Source organism: Streptomyces griseosporeus (genome assembly GCF_014656055.1).
GTDB classification, from domain to species: domain Bacteria; phylum Actinomycetota; class Actinomycetes; order Streptomycetales; family Streptomycetaceae; genus Streptomyces; species Streptomyces griseosporeus.
Genome location: NZ_BNBR01000003.1, coordinates 605,704 through 621,685, shown reverse-complemented (window position 1 = coordinate 621,685; position 15,982 = coordinate 605,704). Strand labels below are relative to the sequence as shown.

Genomic DNA, 15,982 nt, shown 5'->3' with positions numbered 1-15,982 from the left:
ACGGCATCAGCGGCTTCGCCGGATTCGCGCTGCGCCGCGCCCTCGCCACCGTGGTCACCCTGCTCGCCGTCTCGGTGATCGTCTACGTCGTCTTCTACGTCACCCCCGGCAACGTCGCCCAGATCACCTGCGGCCCACGCTGCTCACCCGCCCAGGTGCAGCAGGTCGCGGAGCAACTGCATCTGAACGACCCCCTGTACGTCCGCTACGGCCACTTCCTCCAGGGCATCGTCGCCGGCCAGGACTACTCGACCGGCACCTCCGTGGCGCACTGCCCGGCGCCCTGCCTGGGGCTGTCGTACCAGAGCGACCAGCAGGTCACCGAGCTGATCCTGACCAAGCTGCCGGTCAGCCTCTCGCTGGTGCTCGGCGCCATGGTGCTGTGGCTGCTCCTCGGCGTCGGCACCGGCGTGCTCTCCGCCTGGCGCCGGGGCCGCCTCTCCGAGCGCGTACTGACCGCGATCACCCTCGCCGGCACGGCGACGCCCGTCTTCGTCATCGGCCTGGTCCTGATGATCGTCGTCTGCGGCGAACTGGAACTGCTGCCGTTCCCGCAGTACGTCGCCCTCACCGACGACCCCGAGCAGTGGGCGTGGAACCTGCTCCTGCCATGGCTCTCGCTCGCCCTCATCGAGGCCGCCGCCTTCGCCCGGCTGACCCGCGCCGCGATGCTGGAGACGCTCGCCGAGGACCACATCCGCACCTTCCGCGCCTACGGCGTCACCGAGCGGGCCGTCATCGGACGGCACGCCCTGCGCGGCGCCCTCGCGCCCGTCATCGCGCTCAACGCCAACAACGTCGGCTCCGCCGTCGGCGGCGCGGTGCTCACCGAGACCCTGTTCGGACTGCCCGGCATCGGCCAGGAACTCGTCCACGCCGTCCATGTGGTCGACCTGCCGGTCGTGGTCGGCATGGTGCTGGTCATCGGTTTCTTCGTGGTCCTCGCCAACGCCGTCGCGGACGTCCTGTACGCGGTGGCCGACCGACGGGTGGTGCTCGCATGAGCCTGGTGGAAGTGACCGACCTCGGCGTCGCGTTCGGCGCGGTACGGGCCGTCGACGGGCTGTCGCTGCGCCTGGACCCCGGCGCCTCCCTCGCCCTCGTCGGTGAGTCCGGCTCCGGCAAGTCCACGGTCGCCGCCGCCCTGCTCGGCCTGCACCGCGGCACCGGAGCGCGGGTCACCGGCTCGGTCCGGGTGGCCGGCACCGACGTACAGCGGGCCTCCGAGGAGGAGCTGCGGCGGCTGCGCGGCGCCAAGGCCGCCATGGTCTTCCAGGACCCGCTGTCGTCACTGGACCCGTACTACGCCGTCGGCGACCAGATCGCCGAGGTGTACCGCGTCCACGCGCGCGTGTCGCGACGCGCCGCACGCGCGCGTGCGGTGGAGGTGCTGGACCGGGTCGGCATCCCCGACGCGGTACGGCGCTCGCGGGCCCGTCCGCACGAGTTCAGCGGAGGCATGCGGCAGCGGGCGCTGATCGCCATGGCGCTCGCCTGCGGCCCCGAGCTGCTGATCGCCGACGAGCCGACCACGGCCCTCGACGTGACCGTCCAGGCGCAGATCCTGGACCTGCTGCACACCCTGCGCGCGGAGACCGGCATGGGGCTGCTCCTCGTCACGCACGACGTGGGCGTCGCCGCGGAGAGCGCCGACGACGTGCTCGTCATGCGCCACGGGCGGGTCGTGGAGCGCGGGCCGGTCGCCGAGGTGCTGGGGGCGCCTCGGGAGCCGTACACGCGGGAACTCCTCGGCGCGGTGCCGCGGGTGGATGCCGTGCGCGAGGCTGGTGCTGGTGCTGGTGCTGGTGCTGGTGCTGGTGCTGCGGCTGCCGCTGCCGCTGCCGCTGCGGAGGCGGTGACGGGGACCGAGTCGGGGGCGTCCGGGGCCGGTGGGCTGCCGACGGCCGTCCAGGCGCCCGGGGCCGAAGCCCGGGACGTGGTGCTGGAGGCGCGCGGTCTGCGGCGCGAGTTCGGGCGCGGGAAGCGGGCGTTCACGGCCGTGGACGACGTCTCGGTGACCGTCCGCCGCGGCGAGACCCTAGGCATCGTCGGTGAGAGCGGCAGCGGCAAGACGACCCTCGGCCGGATGCTGGTCGGGCTGCTGGAGCCGACCTCCGGCGAGGTCCGCTTCGAGGGACGCGCGCGGGACGGTGTGCACCCGGCCGTGCAGATGGTCTTCCAGGACCCCGTCTCCTCCCTCAACCCCCGCCGCAGCGTGGGCGAGTCCATCGCCGACCCGCTGCGCGCGCGAGGCGAACGGGACGAGGCGCGCATCCGCGAGCGGGTACGGGAACTGCTGGAGCGCGTGGGCCTCGAAGGCGCGCACCACGACCGCTACCCGCACGAGTTCAGCGGAGGCCAGCGCCAGCGCGTGGGCATCGCCCGGGCCCTCGCGGCCGACCCGCGCGTCATCGTCTGCGACGAGCCGGTCTCCGCGCTCGACGTCACCACCCAGGCCCAGGTGGTCGCCCTGCTCGGCGAACTGCAGCGCGACCTCGGCCTCGCGCTCGTCTTCGTCGCGCACGACCTCGCCGTCGTCCGGCAGGTCAGCGACCGCGTCGCGGTCATGCGGCGCGGCCGGATCGTGGAGGAGGGCCCGGCCGACGAGGTGTACGACGCGCCCCGGGACCCGTACACGCGGCAGCTCCTGGCCGCCGTACCGTCCCTCGACCCGCGCACCGCCGCCGAACGGCGCGCGGCCCGGCGGGACCTGGCCGTGGCGTGACCGGCGGGCCGGCGCCGGCCGCACGAGGCGTCCCGTATGCGAGCGGAGCCGCCACGCGCGCGTGAAGTGACGTTTCGCGGTCGGGTGATCTCTTAGCGCGACCGAACGCGGCCCGCACGGGAAAGTTACGACCGTTCACCCCTTTTGGTGGCGCGACGGACAACCGTCCGTCGCGCGACCGCCATGTCCGCATACGTTCGTCCCGCTGCGAGCCGCCGGACCAACGGCGGCTCCCCATACGGGAGATCGGGGGTGCACTCGTGCGCATCGGACTGCTTACGGAGGGTGGCTATCCGTATGTGAGCGGTGACGCCGGGCTGTGGTGCGACCGGCTCGTGCGCGGGCTCGGGCAGCACGAGTTCGACATCTACGCGCTCAGCCGCAGCGAGCAGCAGGAGGACGAGGGCTGGGTACCGCTGCCGCCGCAGGTCAGCCGGGTGCGGACCGCGCCGCTGTGGCCGGCCGAGGACGACGGGGCGGTGCTGGGCCGCCGCGCGCGCCGGCGCTTCGCCGAGTGCTACGGGGAGCTGGCCCTGGCGCTGTGCGCGGGCGGCCCGGAGGGCGCGGAGGGCGTGCACGCCGCCGAGGCGGACCGTTTCAGCAACGCGCTGTACGGCCTCGCCGAACTCGCCCGCGACGAGGGCGGACTGGTGGGCGCGCTCCGCTCGGAAGGCGCGGTGCGCGCGCTGGAACGCGCCTGCCATGCGCCGGGCGCACTCCGCACGGCGCGCGACGCCCGCGTACCCGACCTGCTCACCGTCGCCACGCACCTCGAAAGCGCCCTGCGCCCCCTCTCCCTCGACTGGTACGAGGAGGACGGGCTCGGCGCGGTCGACGTCTGCCACGCGGCCTCCGGCGGCACGGCGGCCCTGCCCGGCCTCCTCGCCGGCCACTTCTTCGGCGTGCCCCTGGTGGTCACCGAGTACGGGGTGCGGCTGCGCACCCACTACCTGACCTCCGGCGCCGGTACGGCCGCCACGGCCGCCCCCGCCGTACGCGCCCTGCTCGCCGCCTTCCAGAGCCGACTCGCCGCCGAGGTGTACCGCCGGGCCGCCTGCATCACGCCGGGCAACGCCCACGCGCGCCGCTGGCAGGAACGGTGCGGCGCCGACCGCGCCAAGCTCCGCACGGTCTACCCCGGCATGGACGCCACCCGCTTCGCCGAGGTCGGCGAGTCGCCCGAGTGCGGCGACCCCGACACGCTGGTGTGGGTGGGCCGGGTCGAACCGGCCAAGGACCTGGTGTCGCTGCTGCACGCGTTCGCCGAGGTCCGCCGGGAAGAGCCGAAGACCCGCCTGCGCATCGTCGGCACGGCCACGGGGGCCGAGGGCGAGGCCTACCTCGGCCACTGCCGCGCGCTCGCCGCCCAGCTGTTCCCGGACGAGGCCGACGGGCTGCACGCCATGGGCGACAACCCCGTCTCCTTCGAGGAGATCGGCGGCCCGGAGCTGCCCACCCTCGCCGACGCCTACGCCTCCGGCGCGGTGACCGTCCTGTCCAGCGTCGTCGAGGGCTTCCCCGTCGGCCTGGCCGAGGCCATGCTCTGCGGGCGCGCGACCGTCTCGACGGACGTCGGCGCGGTGGTGGAGGTCATCGGCGGCACAGGGCTCGTCGTACCGCCGCGCAACCCCCGGGCGCTCGCCGAGGCGTGCGTGGCCCTGCTGCGCGACCCCGAGCGCCGTGCGCGCCTGGGCGCCGCCGCACGCGCGCGGGCGCTCGAACTGTTCACCGTCGAGCAGAACGTCGCGGCATTTCACGGCATTTACCTGGAGGTCGTCTCCCGCTGCCCGGTCAACCGGGTGGTCCTCGACGACACCGGCGAGCCGCTGCCGTTCGGCGTCCCCGCCGAGGCCCACGTACCCGGCCGCTGGGCCGCCCCCGGCGCCCCGCTGGTCTCCGGAGGCGACCCCGCCTGGACCCCCGGACCCCCGGTCCGCGCGATGCCCGCGGGGGAGGCGGCCCGATGAGCGACCTCGGAGAACTGGACCGCCGGGATGCGGGGGGCGAGGCGGGGGCGCGGTCGGGCGCGGCCGGTTTGGGGGAGCCGGGGTATGGGGCTGGGGCTTCTGGTCCGGGTGAGCCGGGGCACGCGCCCGGCGCTGCCGGTCCGGGGGAGCCGGGGCACGCGCCCGGGGCTTCCCGTCTGGGTGAGTGGGGGTACGCGCCTGGCGCTTCCCGCGTGGGTGAGCCGGGGTACGCGCCCGGGGCCGCCGGTCCGGGGGAGCCGGGGTGCGCGCCCGGCGCTTGCGGTCCGGGTGAGCGGGGGTACGCGCCCAGCGCCTCCGGTCTGTCCGAGCCGGGGCACGCGCCTGGCGCCTCCGGTCTGTCCGAGCCGGGGCAGGCGCCTGACGCCTCCGATCTGGACGAGCCGGGGTACGCGCCCGGCGCGGGCACCCAGTCGCCCGCCCCCGGCGCGGGCACCCAGCCCCGCGCCTCCGGCGCGCCCGGATCGGCGGGCGCCCCCGGCGCCGACCGGAAGCCTCCGGCCCCCCGCCGGGGCGGCGCCGACCCCGTCAAGGCGTTGATGCACCGCCACCGGGACCTGTGCGAACGCGCCGTGGACCCCCTGGAGATCGCCGCGGGCCTGGAGGCGCACGGCGTCACCGACCGCACCGCCGCCCGCTTCCGGCACCGGGACGTCTTCTCCCTCGCCGAGGAGATGTACGCGCGCGTGCCCCGCGGCGGCGACACCGACGCGCCCGAGACCACCGTTCCCGAGGCCGCCCGCCCGCGCGCCGACTGGCTGCTGCTCGCGCTGCTGCCGGGCGCGCTGACCGCGGCCACCCTGGCCGGCCTGCACCTCACCCACGGCCGTACCCGCCTGCTCGTCGCCGCCGCCGGCCTGCTCGCAGTGGCCCTCGGCGTACGCGCGGCACTCACGCGGGGCCCGCTGAGCGGCACACGGCGCACACCGGCCCCCGCGCGCCCCTCCGGCAGCCGGACCTGGACCTGGTGGCTGCTCGCCTACGCCGCCCTCGGCGACGCCCTGCTGCGCGCCGCCGTCCACGGCGGCCCCGACGGCCTGCCCGACGGCACCCCGCACGGCCCCTGGCCCCTGGCCACGGCCCCCACGCTGGCCCTCGCCCTGTCCTGCGTGCCCGCCGCGCTCGCCGCCCACCTGCTCACCGAGGGCGCCCGCCGCAGACTGACCGCCAGCCGCGGTCTGACGGAGTTCGCGGCGGCCGTACGCCCGCTGCTGTGGAGCGCGTTCGCGCTGTACCTCGGCTGCCTGACCGCCCTGCTCGCCGTCTGCGCCGCACTGCTGGGCGAACGCGCCGGGTACGCCCAGGGCCTCACCCTGGGCGCCCTCCTCCTGCTCGCCCGCTTCCTGCACGTCCACGGCTTCACGCACGCCCCCGCGGTCGTCCTCACCGCGGCCGCCGCCGCGGAAGCCGCCGCCACCGCCACGGTCTTCGCGGGCCGCCTGCCCGGCTGCGGCCTGCTCGCCGTACCGGTCGAGGCGCTCGTGGACACCTGGGGCCCCGGCAGCGTGCCGGCCCTGGTGTGCGGGGCGGGCGCCCTGACCCTGCTCGTCCACGCGAGCCGAACCCTGACCCGCGCCTCGGCCCACGTCAGGACCGGCGCGCCGAAGTGACCACCGACCACGCCACCCCCCGGGCCGTATCCACCGCAACACCCAGAAGGAGAAACCCAGATGATCACGTCCCGACCCGAGGACCCGGCCCCGGGAGCCGCACGATGAGGGTCCTGCTGATCGGAGCCAACGGCTACCTCGGGCGCTTCGTCGCCGACCGGCTGCTCGCCGATCCGGCCGTCCAGCTCACCGCACTCGGCCGCGGCGACGACGCCGACGTCCGCTTCGACCTCGCCACCGGCAGCCCCGGCGCGCTCACCCGCTTCCTCGACGCGGTGCACCCCCAGGTCGTCATCAACTGCGCCGGCGCCACCCGCGGCGGTGCCCGCGAACTCACGCGCCACAACACCGTCGCCGTGGCCACCGTCTGCGAGGCCCTGCGGCGCAGCGGCTGCGGGGCCCGCCTGGTGCAGATCGGCTGCGGCGCCGAGTACGGCCCCAGCCAGCCCGGTTCCTCCACCGCCGAGGACGCCGTACCCCGCCCCGGCGGCCCCTACGGCGTCAGCAAGCTCGCCGCCACCGAACTGGTCCTCGGCTCCGGCCTCGACGCCGTCGTGCTGCGCGTGTTCTCGCCCGCCGGACCCGGCACCCCGGCCGGCTCCCCGCTCGGCCGCCTCGCCGAGGCCATGCGCCGCGCCATGCAGTCCGGCGACGGCGAACTCAAGCTCGGCGGCCTCGGCGTCCAGCGCGACTTCGTCGACGTACGCGACGTCGCGCGCGCCGTGCACGCCGCCTCCCTGTCGGCCGCGCAGGGCATCATCAACATCGGCTCCGGGCGTGCCGTACGGCTCCGCGACGCCGCCGCCGTCCTCGCCCGCGTCGCCGGGTACGGCGGCACGCTCCACGAGCTCGACGGTCCTCCCGGCCCGCTGCGCGCGGCCATCGGCCACCCGCGCCCCGACCCGGACCACCCGGCGCCGGTCGCCTACCCCTACCCCGACGGCTGCGGCAGCTGGCAGCAGGCCGATGTGCGCACCGCCCGCGACCGGCTCGGCTGGCGGCCCCGGATCAACCTGGAGGAGTCCCTCGCCGACATCTGGATGGAGGCGGCATGCCGTATCTGACCAGCGCCCGGACGGGCACCGCGAGCACCGACGTCCGCGCCGGCTTCGGCGTCCCCGGCCTGGCCCACCCGCTGCTCGCCCCGGCAGAGTGGGCGGAACTCGCCCGTCCCGGGACGCCCCTGCACTGGGTCGTCCTCGACGTCGCCGGCGGCCCCGGCGCCCGGCCCGACGCGCACTGCCTGGAGGCCGCCGCCCGGCTGCGCACGGTCGGCGTCCGGATCCTCGGCCGCCTCGACACCGGCAGAGGCCTGCGGACCTACGGCGACGTACTGGGCGAGGCGCAGCGTTACGCCGACTGGTATCGCGTCGACGGCTTCCTCCTCGACCGCTGCCCCAACGGCCGCGAGGACCTGCCCGCGGTCCGCCGCACGGTCGCCGCGCTGCGCAGGCTGCGTGACGATGCCCACATCGTCCTCGGCCACGGCACCCATCCGCACCCCGGATACGCCGAGATCGCCGACCAGATGGTGACCTTCTCCGGCAGCTGGAGCGACTACCGCTGGTCGCAGGCGGCCGAGTGGACCGCGGACTTTCCGCCCGACCGTTTCTGCCACTTCGTGCACGGCGTCCCCCGCCCCCACCTGGAGGAAGCCCTGCGCATCGCCCGCTGGCACGGAGCCGCCACCATCTACTTCACCGACCGCACCGACCACGGCGGACGGACCGACCCCTGGGAGACGATGCCCGGCTTCTGGGACGAAATCGTCTCGCGGATCGGAACAGGTGTCTCGGAATGAAAAAGGGCATGGCAGTGTTACGGGGAGAACAACCGTAGTGATTGACCGACCAACGGAGTCCCCGTGTCGTTGCCACCCCTGGTCGAGCCGGCTGCCGAGCTCACCGTAGACGAGGTCCGCAGGTACTCCCGCCACCTGATCATCCCCGATGTGGGGATGGACGGGCAGAAGCGGCTGAAGAACGCCAAGGTGCTCGCCGTGGGCGCCGGCGGCCTGGGCTCGCCGGCGCTGATGTACCTGGCCGCGGCGGGCGTGGGCACGCTCGGCATCGTGGAGTTCGACGAGGTCGACGAGTCGAACCTGCAGCGCCAGATCATCCACAGCCAGTCCGACATCGGCCGCTCCAAGGCCGAGTCCGCGCGTGACACCGTCAAGGGCATCAACCCGTACGTGAACGTGGTCCTGCACGAGGAGCGGCTCGAGGCCGACAACGTGATGGACATCTTCAGCCAGTACGACCTGATCGTCGACGGCACGGACAACTTCGCGACCCGCTACCTGGTCAACGACGCGTGCGTGCTGCTGAACAAGCCGTACGTCTGGGGTTCGATCTACCGCTTCGACGGTCAGGCCTCCGTCTTCTGGTCCGAGCACGGCCCCTGCTACCGCTGCCTGTACCCGGAGCCCCCGCCCCCCGGCATGGTCCCCTCCTGCGCCGAGGGCGGCGTGCTGGGCGTGCTGTGCGCGTCCATCGGCTCCATCCAGGTCAACGAGGCGATCAAGCTCCTCGCCGGCATCGGCGAGCCGCTGGTCGGCCGCCTGATGATCTACGACGCCCTGGAGATGCAGTACCGCACGGTCAAGGTCCGCAAGGACCCCAACTGCGCGGTCTGCGGCGACAACCCGACCGTCACCGAGCTCATCGACTACGAGGCCTTCTGCGGCGTCGTCTCCGAGGAGGCCCAGGCGGCGGCCGCCGACTCCACGATCACTCCCAAGCAGCTCAAGGAGTGGATCGACGACGGCGAGAACATCGAGATCATCGACGTCCGCGAGCCGAACGAGTACGAGATCGTCGCGATCCCCGGCTCGCGCCTGATCCCGAAGAACGAGTTCCTCATGGGCACCGCCCTGGAGACCCTCCCGCAGGACAAGAAGATCGTCTTGAACTGCAAGACGGGCGTCCGCAGTGCGGAAGTCCTCGCGGTCCTGAAGTCCGCCGGCTTCGCCGACGCGGTCCACGTCGGCGGCGGCGTCATCGGCTGGGTCAACCAGATCGAACCGCACAAGCCGGTCTACTGATCCCGGCTCTCGCCGACCAGCGCCCCTGAAGAAGCCCACGGCTCTCTGACCAGCTCAGAGGCCGTGGGCTTTCCCTGTTCGGGGGAAGGGTTCACGCGTCAGTCAAGCGGAACTGGACGATGGCGATCTCATCGGTGGGAGCGATGTCGGGGTAGTGGTACCGCAGCCTGTCGTGCAGTTCTTCTAGGTCGCGGAATCCGTCGGCGACGGCGTCCTCTTCGGTCAGCTCGTCGACCCTTTTGGAGACGACCTGCGTGACGGCACCCTGCAGCACCACCTCCTCGTCCAGCTCGAAGATCATGTCGACCGGCCCGGTGGCGACCGGGTCACGGAAGCGGACGGTTGTCGTCTTTCGTCCGGTGCGGACGGCGTCGAGATAGTTCCGATGGAAGTAGAGGGGCTGCCTCGGCGTTGCGTGGGGGGCCTGCACGACGTGCTCTCTGAAATCGACTGGTTCCATGGCTTCTTCTGTCGGTAAGGCATCCGGTCAGGAGCAGACCTTGCCGTCCTCCGGCACCGTGCCCTCCAGCAGGTACGCGTTCACCGTGGAGTCGACGCAGTCGCTGCCGCTGCCGTACGCGCCATGGCCCTCGCCCTTCCACGTGAGCACCACGCCGACGCCCTTGCCCAGTTCGTCCGCCATCCTGCGGGCGCCCTCGTACGGCGTGGCCGGGTCGCCGGTGTTGCCGACGACCAGGACCGGTGCCGCTCCCGGCGCGCTCACCTCCGGTGTCTCGTGCTGGCCGGCGACCGGCCAGTCGTGGCACCAGCCGGCCGTGTCCCAGCCGAGGAAGGCCCCGAAGACCGGTGAGATCTTCTCGAAGGCCGGCAGCCGCCGCTTCGTCTCCTCCGGCGTCGGGCGTTCCTTGTCGTCCAGGCACGAGATGACCCGCTGGGAGTGGGTCGTCGTGCCGTAGTGCCCGGACGCGTCCCGCTCGTTGTACCCGTCGGCGAGGGCCAGCAGCTCGGAGCCGTCGCCCTCCTGCGCCGCCTCCAGGGCGCTGGTCAGGGTCGGCCAGCTGTCCTTGCTGTACAGCGGCAGGACGATGCCGGTGACGGCGAGCGTCTGGGTCAGCTTCCGGCCGGAGCCGGTCGGCAGTGGCTCGGCGTCCAGGCGCTTCAGCAGGTCCGCTATCTCCTGGCTGCCCTTCTTCGGGTCCTGGCCGGTCGACTTCAGGTAGTCGTCCAGCGCGCGCTGGAAGCCGCGGGCCTGGTTCTCGGCGTGGCCCACCGTGTCGGCGCTCGGGTCGACGACCGCGTCCAGCACCAGCCGGCCCACGTTCTTCGGGAACAGGTGGGCGTAGACGCCGCCGAGTTCGGTGCCGTAGGAGATGCCGAAGTAGTGCGTCTTCGCGTCGCCGAGGACCTGGCGCATCAGGTCCATGTCGCGGGCGGTGTCCGTGGTCGACACGTGCTCCATCAGCTTCCCCGCGGCCTGCCGGCAGCCCTTGCCGAAGTCGGTGGCGTCCTTGAGGTACGCCGTCTCCTCGGCCGGGGAGTCCGGGGTGGCGTCGAGGACCTCCGCGGCCTGGATCTCCTTGTCGCTGCGGCAGCGCACGCCCTGGCTGCCGCCGACCCCGCGCGGGTCCCAGCTGACCAGGTCGTACCGCTCGTGCAGGGCGGAGACCGTGGAGGCGTACGCCGGCATGCCGGACACGCCGGAGCCGCCGGGGCCGCCGAAGTTGAACAGCAGGGAGCCGATGCGGTCGTCGCCGCGCGCCTTGGAGCGGATCAGGGCGAGGCGGATGGTCTTCCCGCCCGGGTCGGACCAGTCCAGGGGCGCCTTGAGCGTCGCGCACTGCCAGTCGCTGCCCGGCGCGGGGGCGTCCGCGGTGGCCCGGCACCGCCCCCAGTCGAGCTTCTGGGACGCCAGCGATGCGGGCAGGTTCGAGGGGGAGCCGGCCGCCGTACTCTCCGTGCCTTTCTTGCCGTCGTCGGACGACGAGCCGCCGCTGCACCCCGCCACCAGCAGTGCCGCGGCGGTGCCGAGCACCGTCCACCGAGCCACACGCGCCATGTGCCTTTCCCCCCTCGTGAGCCGTCCGCATCGGGCATCGGACGGCGGTCAAGCCATAGTAGGCCGACCGCAGCCGCCCCGCCCGAGCCTGTGGATAACCCTCTGAACAGCGGGTTTGCCCCGGTGGCGGAGGCTTCGCGGTGCAGCGCCGCCCGGTGGCGTCAGGTGCAGACGGTCCCGGCCGCCGGCACCTTCCCGTTCAGCAGGTAGCCGTTCACCGCACCCTGCACACACTTGTTCTTGCTGTCGTACGAGCCGTGCCCCTGCCCCTTGTACGTCAGCTCCACCCCGACCCCCTTGCCGAGCGCCTCCACCATCCGGCGCGCCCCCTCGTACGGCGTGGCCGGATCCCCGGTGTTGCCGACCACGAGGATCGGCGCGGCGCCCGGGGCGCTCACGTCGGGGTGGTCGGCGGCACCGGGGACGGCCCAGTCCGTGCAGCTCACCATGCCCCAGGCGAGGAAGTCGCCGAACAGCGGTGAGGCGGCCCGGAACTCCGGCAGCTTCCGCTCGACGTAGTCGGCGTTGTAGCGGGGCCTGTCGTCGGCGCAGTTGATGGAGACATTGGCGGCCGCGATGTTGCTGTACTCGCCGTTGTCGTTGCGGCCGTTCATGGAGTCCGACAGCGACATCAGGATCCTGCCGTCGCCGTCGTAGGCCTCCTGCAGCCCCTCGGTGAGGTACTGCCAGAACTCCTTCGAGTACAGGGCCTGCGCGATGCCGTTGGTCGCGGCGGTCTGGGTCAGCTGGCGGGGGAAGATCCCCGGGATGGGCGTGCGGTCGAGGTCCTTCAGCAACTGGGCGATGCGGTCCTTGACGTCCTGCGGGGAGTCGCCGACGGGGCAGAGCTCCTCCTTCGACGTGCAGTCCTCGGCGAAGTTGTCGAGCGCCAGCTGGAACCCCTTCGCCTGGCCCAGCGAGCCCTGCTCCGGGTTCTGCATCGGGTCGACCACCGCGTCGAAGACGGCCCGGCCGACGTTCTTCGGGAACAGGTGCGCGTAGACGCCGCCGAGTTCGGTGCCGTAGGAGATGCCGAAGTAATACAGCTTGTGGTCGCCGAGGACCTCGCGCATCAGGTCCAGGTCGCGGGCGGCGTCGGTGGTGCGCACATGCGGCAGGATCCGCTTGGAGTTCTTCTCGCAGGCCGCGTTGAACTGGCGGGTGTTGTCCAGCAGCTTGGTGCGCTCGGCGGAGTCGTCCGGGGTGGCGTCCTGCTGGAAGTAGGCGTCGAGCTGCTGGTCGCTCTCGCACTCCACGGGCGCGCTGCGGCCGACGCCGCGCGGGTCGAAGCTGACCAGGTCGTAGCGGGTGCGCAGGGCCGCGTAGTCCTCGCCGAAGGCGGGCAGTGTGGTGACGCCCGAACCGCCGGGCCCGCCGAAGTTGAAGATGAGCGAGCCGATGCGCTTGCTCTCGTCACCGCTGGCCTTCGCCCGGATCAGCGCCAGGTCGATCGTGTCGCCCTTTGGATCGCTCCAGTCCAGTGGCGCCTTCATGGTGGCGCACTGCCAGTCCCCGCCGTTCGGCAGCGGCGACGGCGCCGCACCCCCGCCCTCCGCCGCCGAGGGGGCCGGACAGTCCTCCCAGCTCAGCTTCTGGGCCGTCAGGTCCTCGTCGTCCTTGCCGCCGTCGCCGCATCCCGCCAGGACGGACGACAGCAGGACGGCGGTGGTCAGGGCAGCGGCGCGCAGCCGGGAGGGGTTGGGCATACTCCCATCGTGCGGTCGCGCCCGCTCACGCGCGCGGGACGCGGGCCGTCCGGGCTACGGCGGCCCAGCTCGATGGGAGGCCGCCTAGAGCGCACCCTTGCGGGTCAGCTGGTTGAACGCGAGCCAGCCCGGCAGGACGGGCAGCCACAGCGTCAGCAGCCGGAACAGCAGGACGGCCGGGGCGGCGACCTCCTTGGGCAGTCCGACGGCGATCAGGCCGACGGTCAGGGTCGCCTCGACGGCGCCCACGCCGCCCGGGGTCGGCGCGGCGGATCCGAGCGCGTTGCCCGCGAGGAAGACGACGGCGACGCTGGCGATGCTGATCGACTGGGACGGATCGCCGAAGGCGCGGATGGAGGCGTCCAGGCACATCACGAAGCAGGCCGTCAGCAGCAGCATGCCGCCGATGCCGGTGACCAGCTTCTGCGGCCGCTGGAGCACGTCCAGCATGCGCGGCACGACCCCCGCGAACAGCGAGCGCACGCGCGTGGAGACGAATTTCCGCAGGAACGGCACCGAGGTGACCACCAGCACGAGCACCGCCACCGTCAGCAGACCCGCGATGACCGTGCGGGACGGCGACAGCGACGGTGTCTTCTCGGTGCCGGTGAGGTAGCCGAAGGACAGCAGCATCAGGATGTGGCAGCCGAGCCCGAACAGCTGCGAGGCGCCGACGCTGGCCACCGCGAGCCCGGGGCGTACGCCGGCGCGCTGGAGGAAGCGGGTGTTGAGCGCGACGCCGCCGACCGCGGCGGGCGCCACGATCTTCACGAACGACCCGGCGACCTGGGCGGCGACCGTCCGCGGGAACGGCACCCGCTCCGGCACGAACCCCAGCAGGCTCATCGCCGCGGCGACGTAGCTGAGCGCGGAGAACAGCACCGCGGCCGCGACCCAGCCCCACTCCGCGTTGGCGACGAGCGGGCCGAACTCGATGTGGGTGAGCTGCGTCAGCAGGAAGTAGGCACCGATGGCGCCGGCGATGAAGCTGATCAGCGTGCGCGGACGCACCCGCTCCAGGCGGGCGGGCTCGACCGGGGCCTGCGGGCGGATCCGCAGCACCTCGTGCCGGATCTGCGTCAGCAGATCCTCCTCGCGCGCCTCCTCCACGGCCTCGTCGATGGCCCGCTTCTCAGCCCGCGCCTCGGCCCGTACGGCCTTCTTGTCGGCCTTCTCCGATACGGCGTCCACCTCGCCGTCGGCGGCCTCCACGCGGGCCAGCTTGGCCTGCCGGGAGGCCTCCAGGACCGCTTCTCGCTCCCGCTGGGCGCGTTCCCGGGCCAGTCTGCGCAGCGTCGCGCGCGTGGAGCGGGTCAGCGCGATCGGCTGCAGCATCGGCAGACAGCCGGCGACGGCGTCGGGACCGAGCACGCCGACGGCCGAGGCCACCGCGCGCTCGGCGCCCGCCCGCAGGGCGAGGGTCGTCACCAGCTGGGCGACGTCCATGCGCAGCAGCAGATCACCGGCCGCGATCTCCCCGCCGCGCAGGTCGGTCAGGATCACCTTGCCGGAACGATCCACCAGAATCGCGTCACCGGCCAGCCTGCGGTGCGCGATACGACGCGACTGCAGCGCCCGCACCTGCTCCCAGGTGCTGCGCAGCAGCTCGTCGGTGATCTCCTCGTCCGCCAGCGAGTCCAGGGTGCGTCCGCCGGTGTGCTCGTAGACCAGCATCACGGCGTCCGGGCCCAGCTCGGAGGTGGCGATCAGCTTGGGCGCGTTGGCGCCGGCGGCGATCGCCGCGTAGGCGAGCAGCGCCTCCTGCTCCAGGGCCTGGCGCAGCGACTGCAGGCTGCTGCGGGTGGCGAAGCCGCGCAGGGTGAGATTGCGCCACGCGCGGTAGAAGAACCCCTGGGCCTGCTGCTCACGGTCGACGACGGTCACGTCGAGCGGGGGGCCGTCCTCCAGGGTGACGAAGTAGCGCCGCCCGCGGTCGGTGGTCTCGGCGGCCTCAGCGGCGTCCTCGCGGGCCGCGCTGACCGGGCGGAAGCCGACCGTCCGTAGCCCCGCCATCAGCGTCCGGCCCGTGGGGCGGACGTTGGGCGAGCCGACCGCGTAGAGCGTCCCGTACGCCACCGACCAGCCGATGAGCACCGTGAGGATGATCGAGAACGGGGTCGTGTAGCCGGTGACCAGCATGGAGAAGGCGTCCAGCAGCAGCACGATCCACAGCACGGCCCGCCAGCGCGGTCTGCGCGACATGCCGACGGCCGTCATGTACGCGATCACCGGCGCCAGATAGCCGTGCACCGGGTCGGTCAGCGCGTGGACATCGCCGGGGGAGGGCTGGGTGAGCGCCTCCTGGATCGAGTCGGGGGCGCCCTTGGCCACCCACAGGTCGGTGGCGAGCGTCACTCCGTGGGCGAGGACGGCGGCGAGCACGCCGTCGGCGATGCGCAGCCCGTCCCGCTTGATCAGCCGCTCGATCGCGAACGCCACCGGCACCAGCAGGATGGCGATGCTAGACGCGAGCCCCGCGATCTTGATGAGCAGGTCGGGTGCCTGACCGGTGCCCTTGTTGATGTCCTGTTCGAGACCCGAGGTCGTGCCGTGCGCGAACGCGGCGATGCCCAGGAGCACGACGATGGCCAGCAGCCCCACCAGCAGCCGCATCAGGTCGGACGGGCGGTGCACGCGCGCGGGGAGCAGCGGTTCGTCGCCCTCCACCTCGTCGATGTGGGTCACGTCACGCGCTTCGGTCTCGTCGCGGCCCTGGTCACCGGGGCTGTCCCGGTCGGAGCCGCCCCGGCCGTCGGTGCCCGGGCGCGACGCAGCGTCAGAGGTGCCCTCCGCGTCCCCGGGGTGCACACCCTGCTGCTTCATCGTCTCTTCTTGATCTCGTATCACCGGTCACCGCCCGCACGATGGTGGCATGCCGCACCGACACACGGGGGCA

At 73.2% G+C, this 15,982-nt stretch carries 11 protein-coding genes; 7 read left to right on the top strand and 4 right to left on the bottom strand.

What is annotated here, in order from left to right; genetic code table 11:
* Positions 1-5 precede the first annotated feature (5 nt).
* The 7 genes from IE308_RS17505 (at position 6) to moeZ (ending at position 9,363) form a co-directional block, all read left to right on the top strand.
* Positions 6-1,004, top strand: a complete 999-nt coding sequence (locus tag IE308_RS17505) for an ABC transporter permease (RefSeq protein WP_190218839.1) — start codon at positions 6-8, stop codon at positions 1,002-1,004.
* A complete protein-coding gene (locus IE308_RS17500; RefSeq protein WP_190218647.1) occupies positions 1,001-2,725 on the top strand; it encodes a dipeptide ABC transporter ATP-binding protein in 1,725 nt (574 codons plus the stop codon). Before IE308_RS17505 ends, IE308_RS17500 begins: the two co-directional genes overlap by 4 nt.
* Before the next feature lie 260 nt (positions 2,726-2,985).
* Positions 2,986-4,692, top strand: a complete 1,707-nt coding sequence (locus IE308_RS17495) for a DUF3492 domain-containing protein (protein ID WP_190218646.1) — start codon at positions 2,986-2,988, stop codon at positions 4,690-4,692.
* A 212-nt stretch (positions 4,693-4,904) separates the two neighbouring features.
* Positions 4,905-6,320 carry a hypothetical protein gene (locus IE308_RS17490; protein ID WP_229908907.1) on the top strand — a complete coding sequence of 472 codons (1,416 nt, stop codon included), beginning with the start codon at positions 4,905-4,907 and terminating at the stop codon, positions 6,318-6,320.
* A gap of 104 nt (positions 6,321-6,424) precedes the next feature.
* Positions 6,425-7,384 (top strand): NAD-dependent epimerase/dehydratase family protein, encoded by a 960-nt coding sequence (locus IE308_RS17485; protein WP_110630314.1) that lies wholly within the window; start codon positions 6,425-6,427, stop codon positions 7,382-7,384.
* Positions 7,372-8,121, top strand: coding sequence for a spherulation-specific family 4 protein (locus IE308_RS17480; RefSeq protein ID WP_190218645.1), 750 nt, complete (start codon positions 7,372-7,374; stop codon positions 8,119-8,121). Before IE308_RS17485 ends, IE308_RS17480 begins: the two co-directional genes overlap by 13 nt.
* Positions 8,122-8,184: 63 nt before the next feature.
* Complete coding sequence (moeZ, locus tag IE308_RS17475) at positions 8,185-9,363, top strand: adenylyltransferase/sulfurtransferase MoeZ (RefSeq protein ID WP_110630318.1); 1,179 nt, start codon at positions 8,185-8,187, stop codon at positions 9,361-9,363.
* A 91-nt stretch (positions 9,364-9,454) separates the two neighbouring features.
* Here moeZ and IE308_RS17470 read toward each other — a convergent pair whose 3' ends face one another.
* The 4 genes from IE308_RS17470 to IE308_RS17455 form a co-directional block, all read right to left on the bottom strand.
* A complete protein-coding gene (locus tag IE308_RS17470) occupies positions 9,455-9,823 on the bottom strand; it encodes an ASCH domain-containing protein (RefSeq protein ID WP_190218644.1) in 369 nt (122 codons plus the stop codon).
* Positions 9,824-9,850: 27 nt separating this feature from the next.
* Positions 9,851-11,380, bottom strand: a complete 1,530-nt coding sequence (locus IE308_RS17465; RefSeq protein ID WP_190218643.1) for an alpha/beta hydrolase — start codon at positions 11,378-11,380, stop codon at positions 9,851-9,853.
* Between the two features lie 161 nt (positions 11,381-11,541).
* Positions 11,542-13,086 (bottom strand): alpha/beta hydrolase, encoded by a 1,545-nt coding sequence (locus IE308_RS17460; protein ID WP_190218642.1) that lies wholly within the window; start codon positions 13,084-13,086, stop codon positions 11,542-11,544.
* An 84-nt stretch (positions 13,087-13,170) separates the two neighbouring features.
* Positions 13,171-15,909, bottom strand: a complete 2,739-nt coding sequence (locus IE308_RS17455) for a lysylphosphatidylglycerol synthase domain-containing protein (protein ID WP_190218641.1) — start codon at positions 15,907-15,909, stop codon at positions 13,171-13,173.
* Positions 15,910-15,982 lie beyond the last annotated feature (73 nt).

Coding starts and splice junctions, on each gene's coding strand:
- IE308_RS17500 (WP_190218647.1), top strand. CDS start 1,001: ATGAGCCTGGTGGAAGTGACCGACCTCGGCGTCGCGTTCGGCGCGGTA.
- IE308_RS17485 (WP_110630314.1), top strand. CDS start 6,425: ATGAGGGTCCTGCTGATCGGAGCCAACGGCTACCTCGGGCGCTTCGTC.
- IE308_RS17480 (WP_190218645.1), top strand. CDS start 7,372: ATGCCGTATCTGACCAGCGCCCGGACGGGCACCGCGAGCACCGACGTC.
- IE308_RS17470 (WP_190218644.1), bottom strand. CDS start 9,823: ATGGAACCAGTCGATTTCAGAGAGCACGTCGTGCAGGCCCCCCACGCA.
- IE308_RS17465 (WP_190218643.1), bottom strand. CDS start 11,380: ATGGCGCGTGTGGCTCGGTGGACGGTGCTCGGCACCGCCGCGGCACTG.
- IE308_RS17460 (WP_190218642.1), bottom strand. CDS start 13,086: ATGCCCAACCCCTCCCGGCTGCGCGCCGCTGCCCTGACCACCGCCGTC.
- IE308_RS17455 (WP_190218641.1), bottom strand. CDS start 15,909: ATGAAGCAGCAGGGTGTGCACCCCGGGGACGCGGAGGGCACCTCTGAC.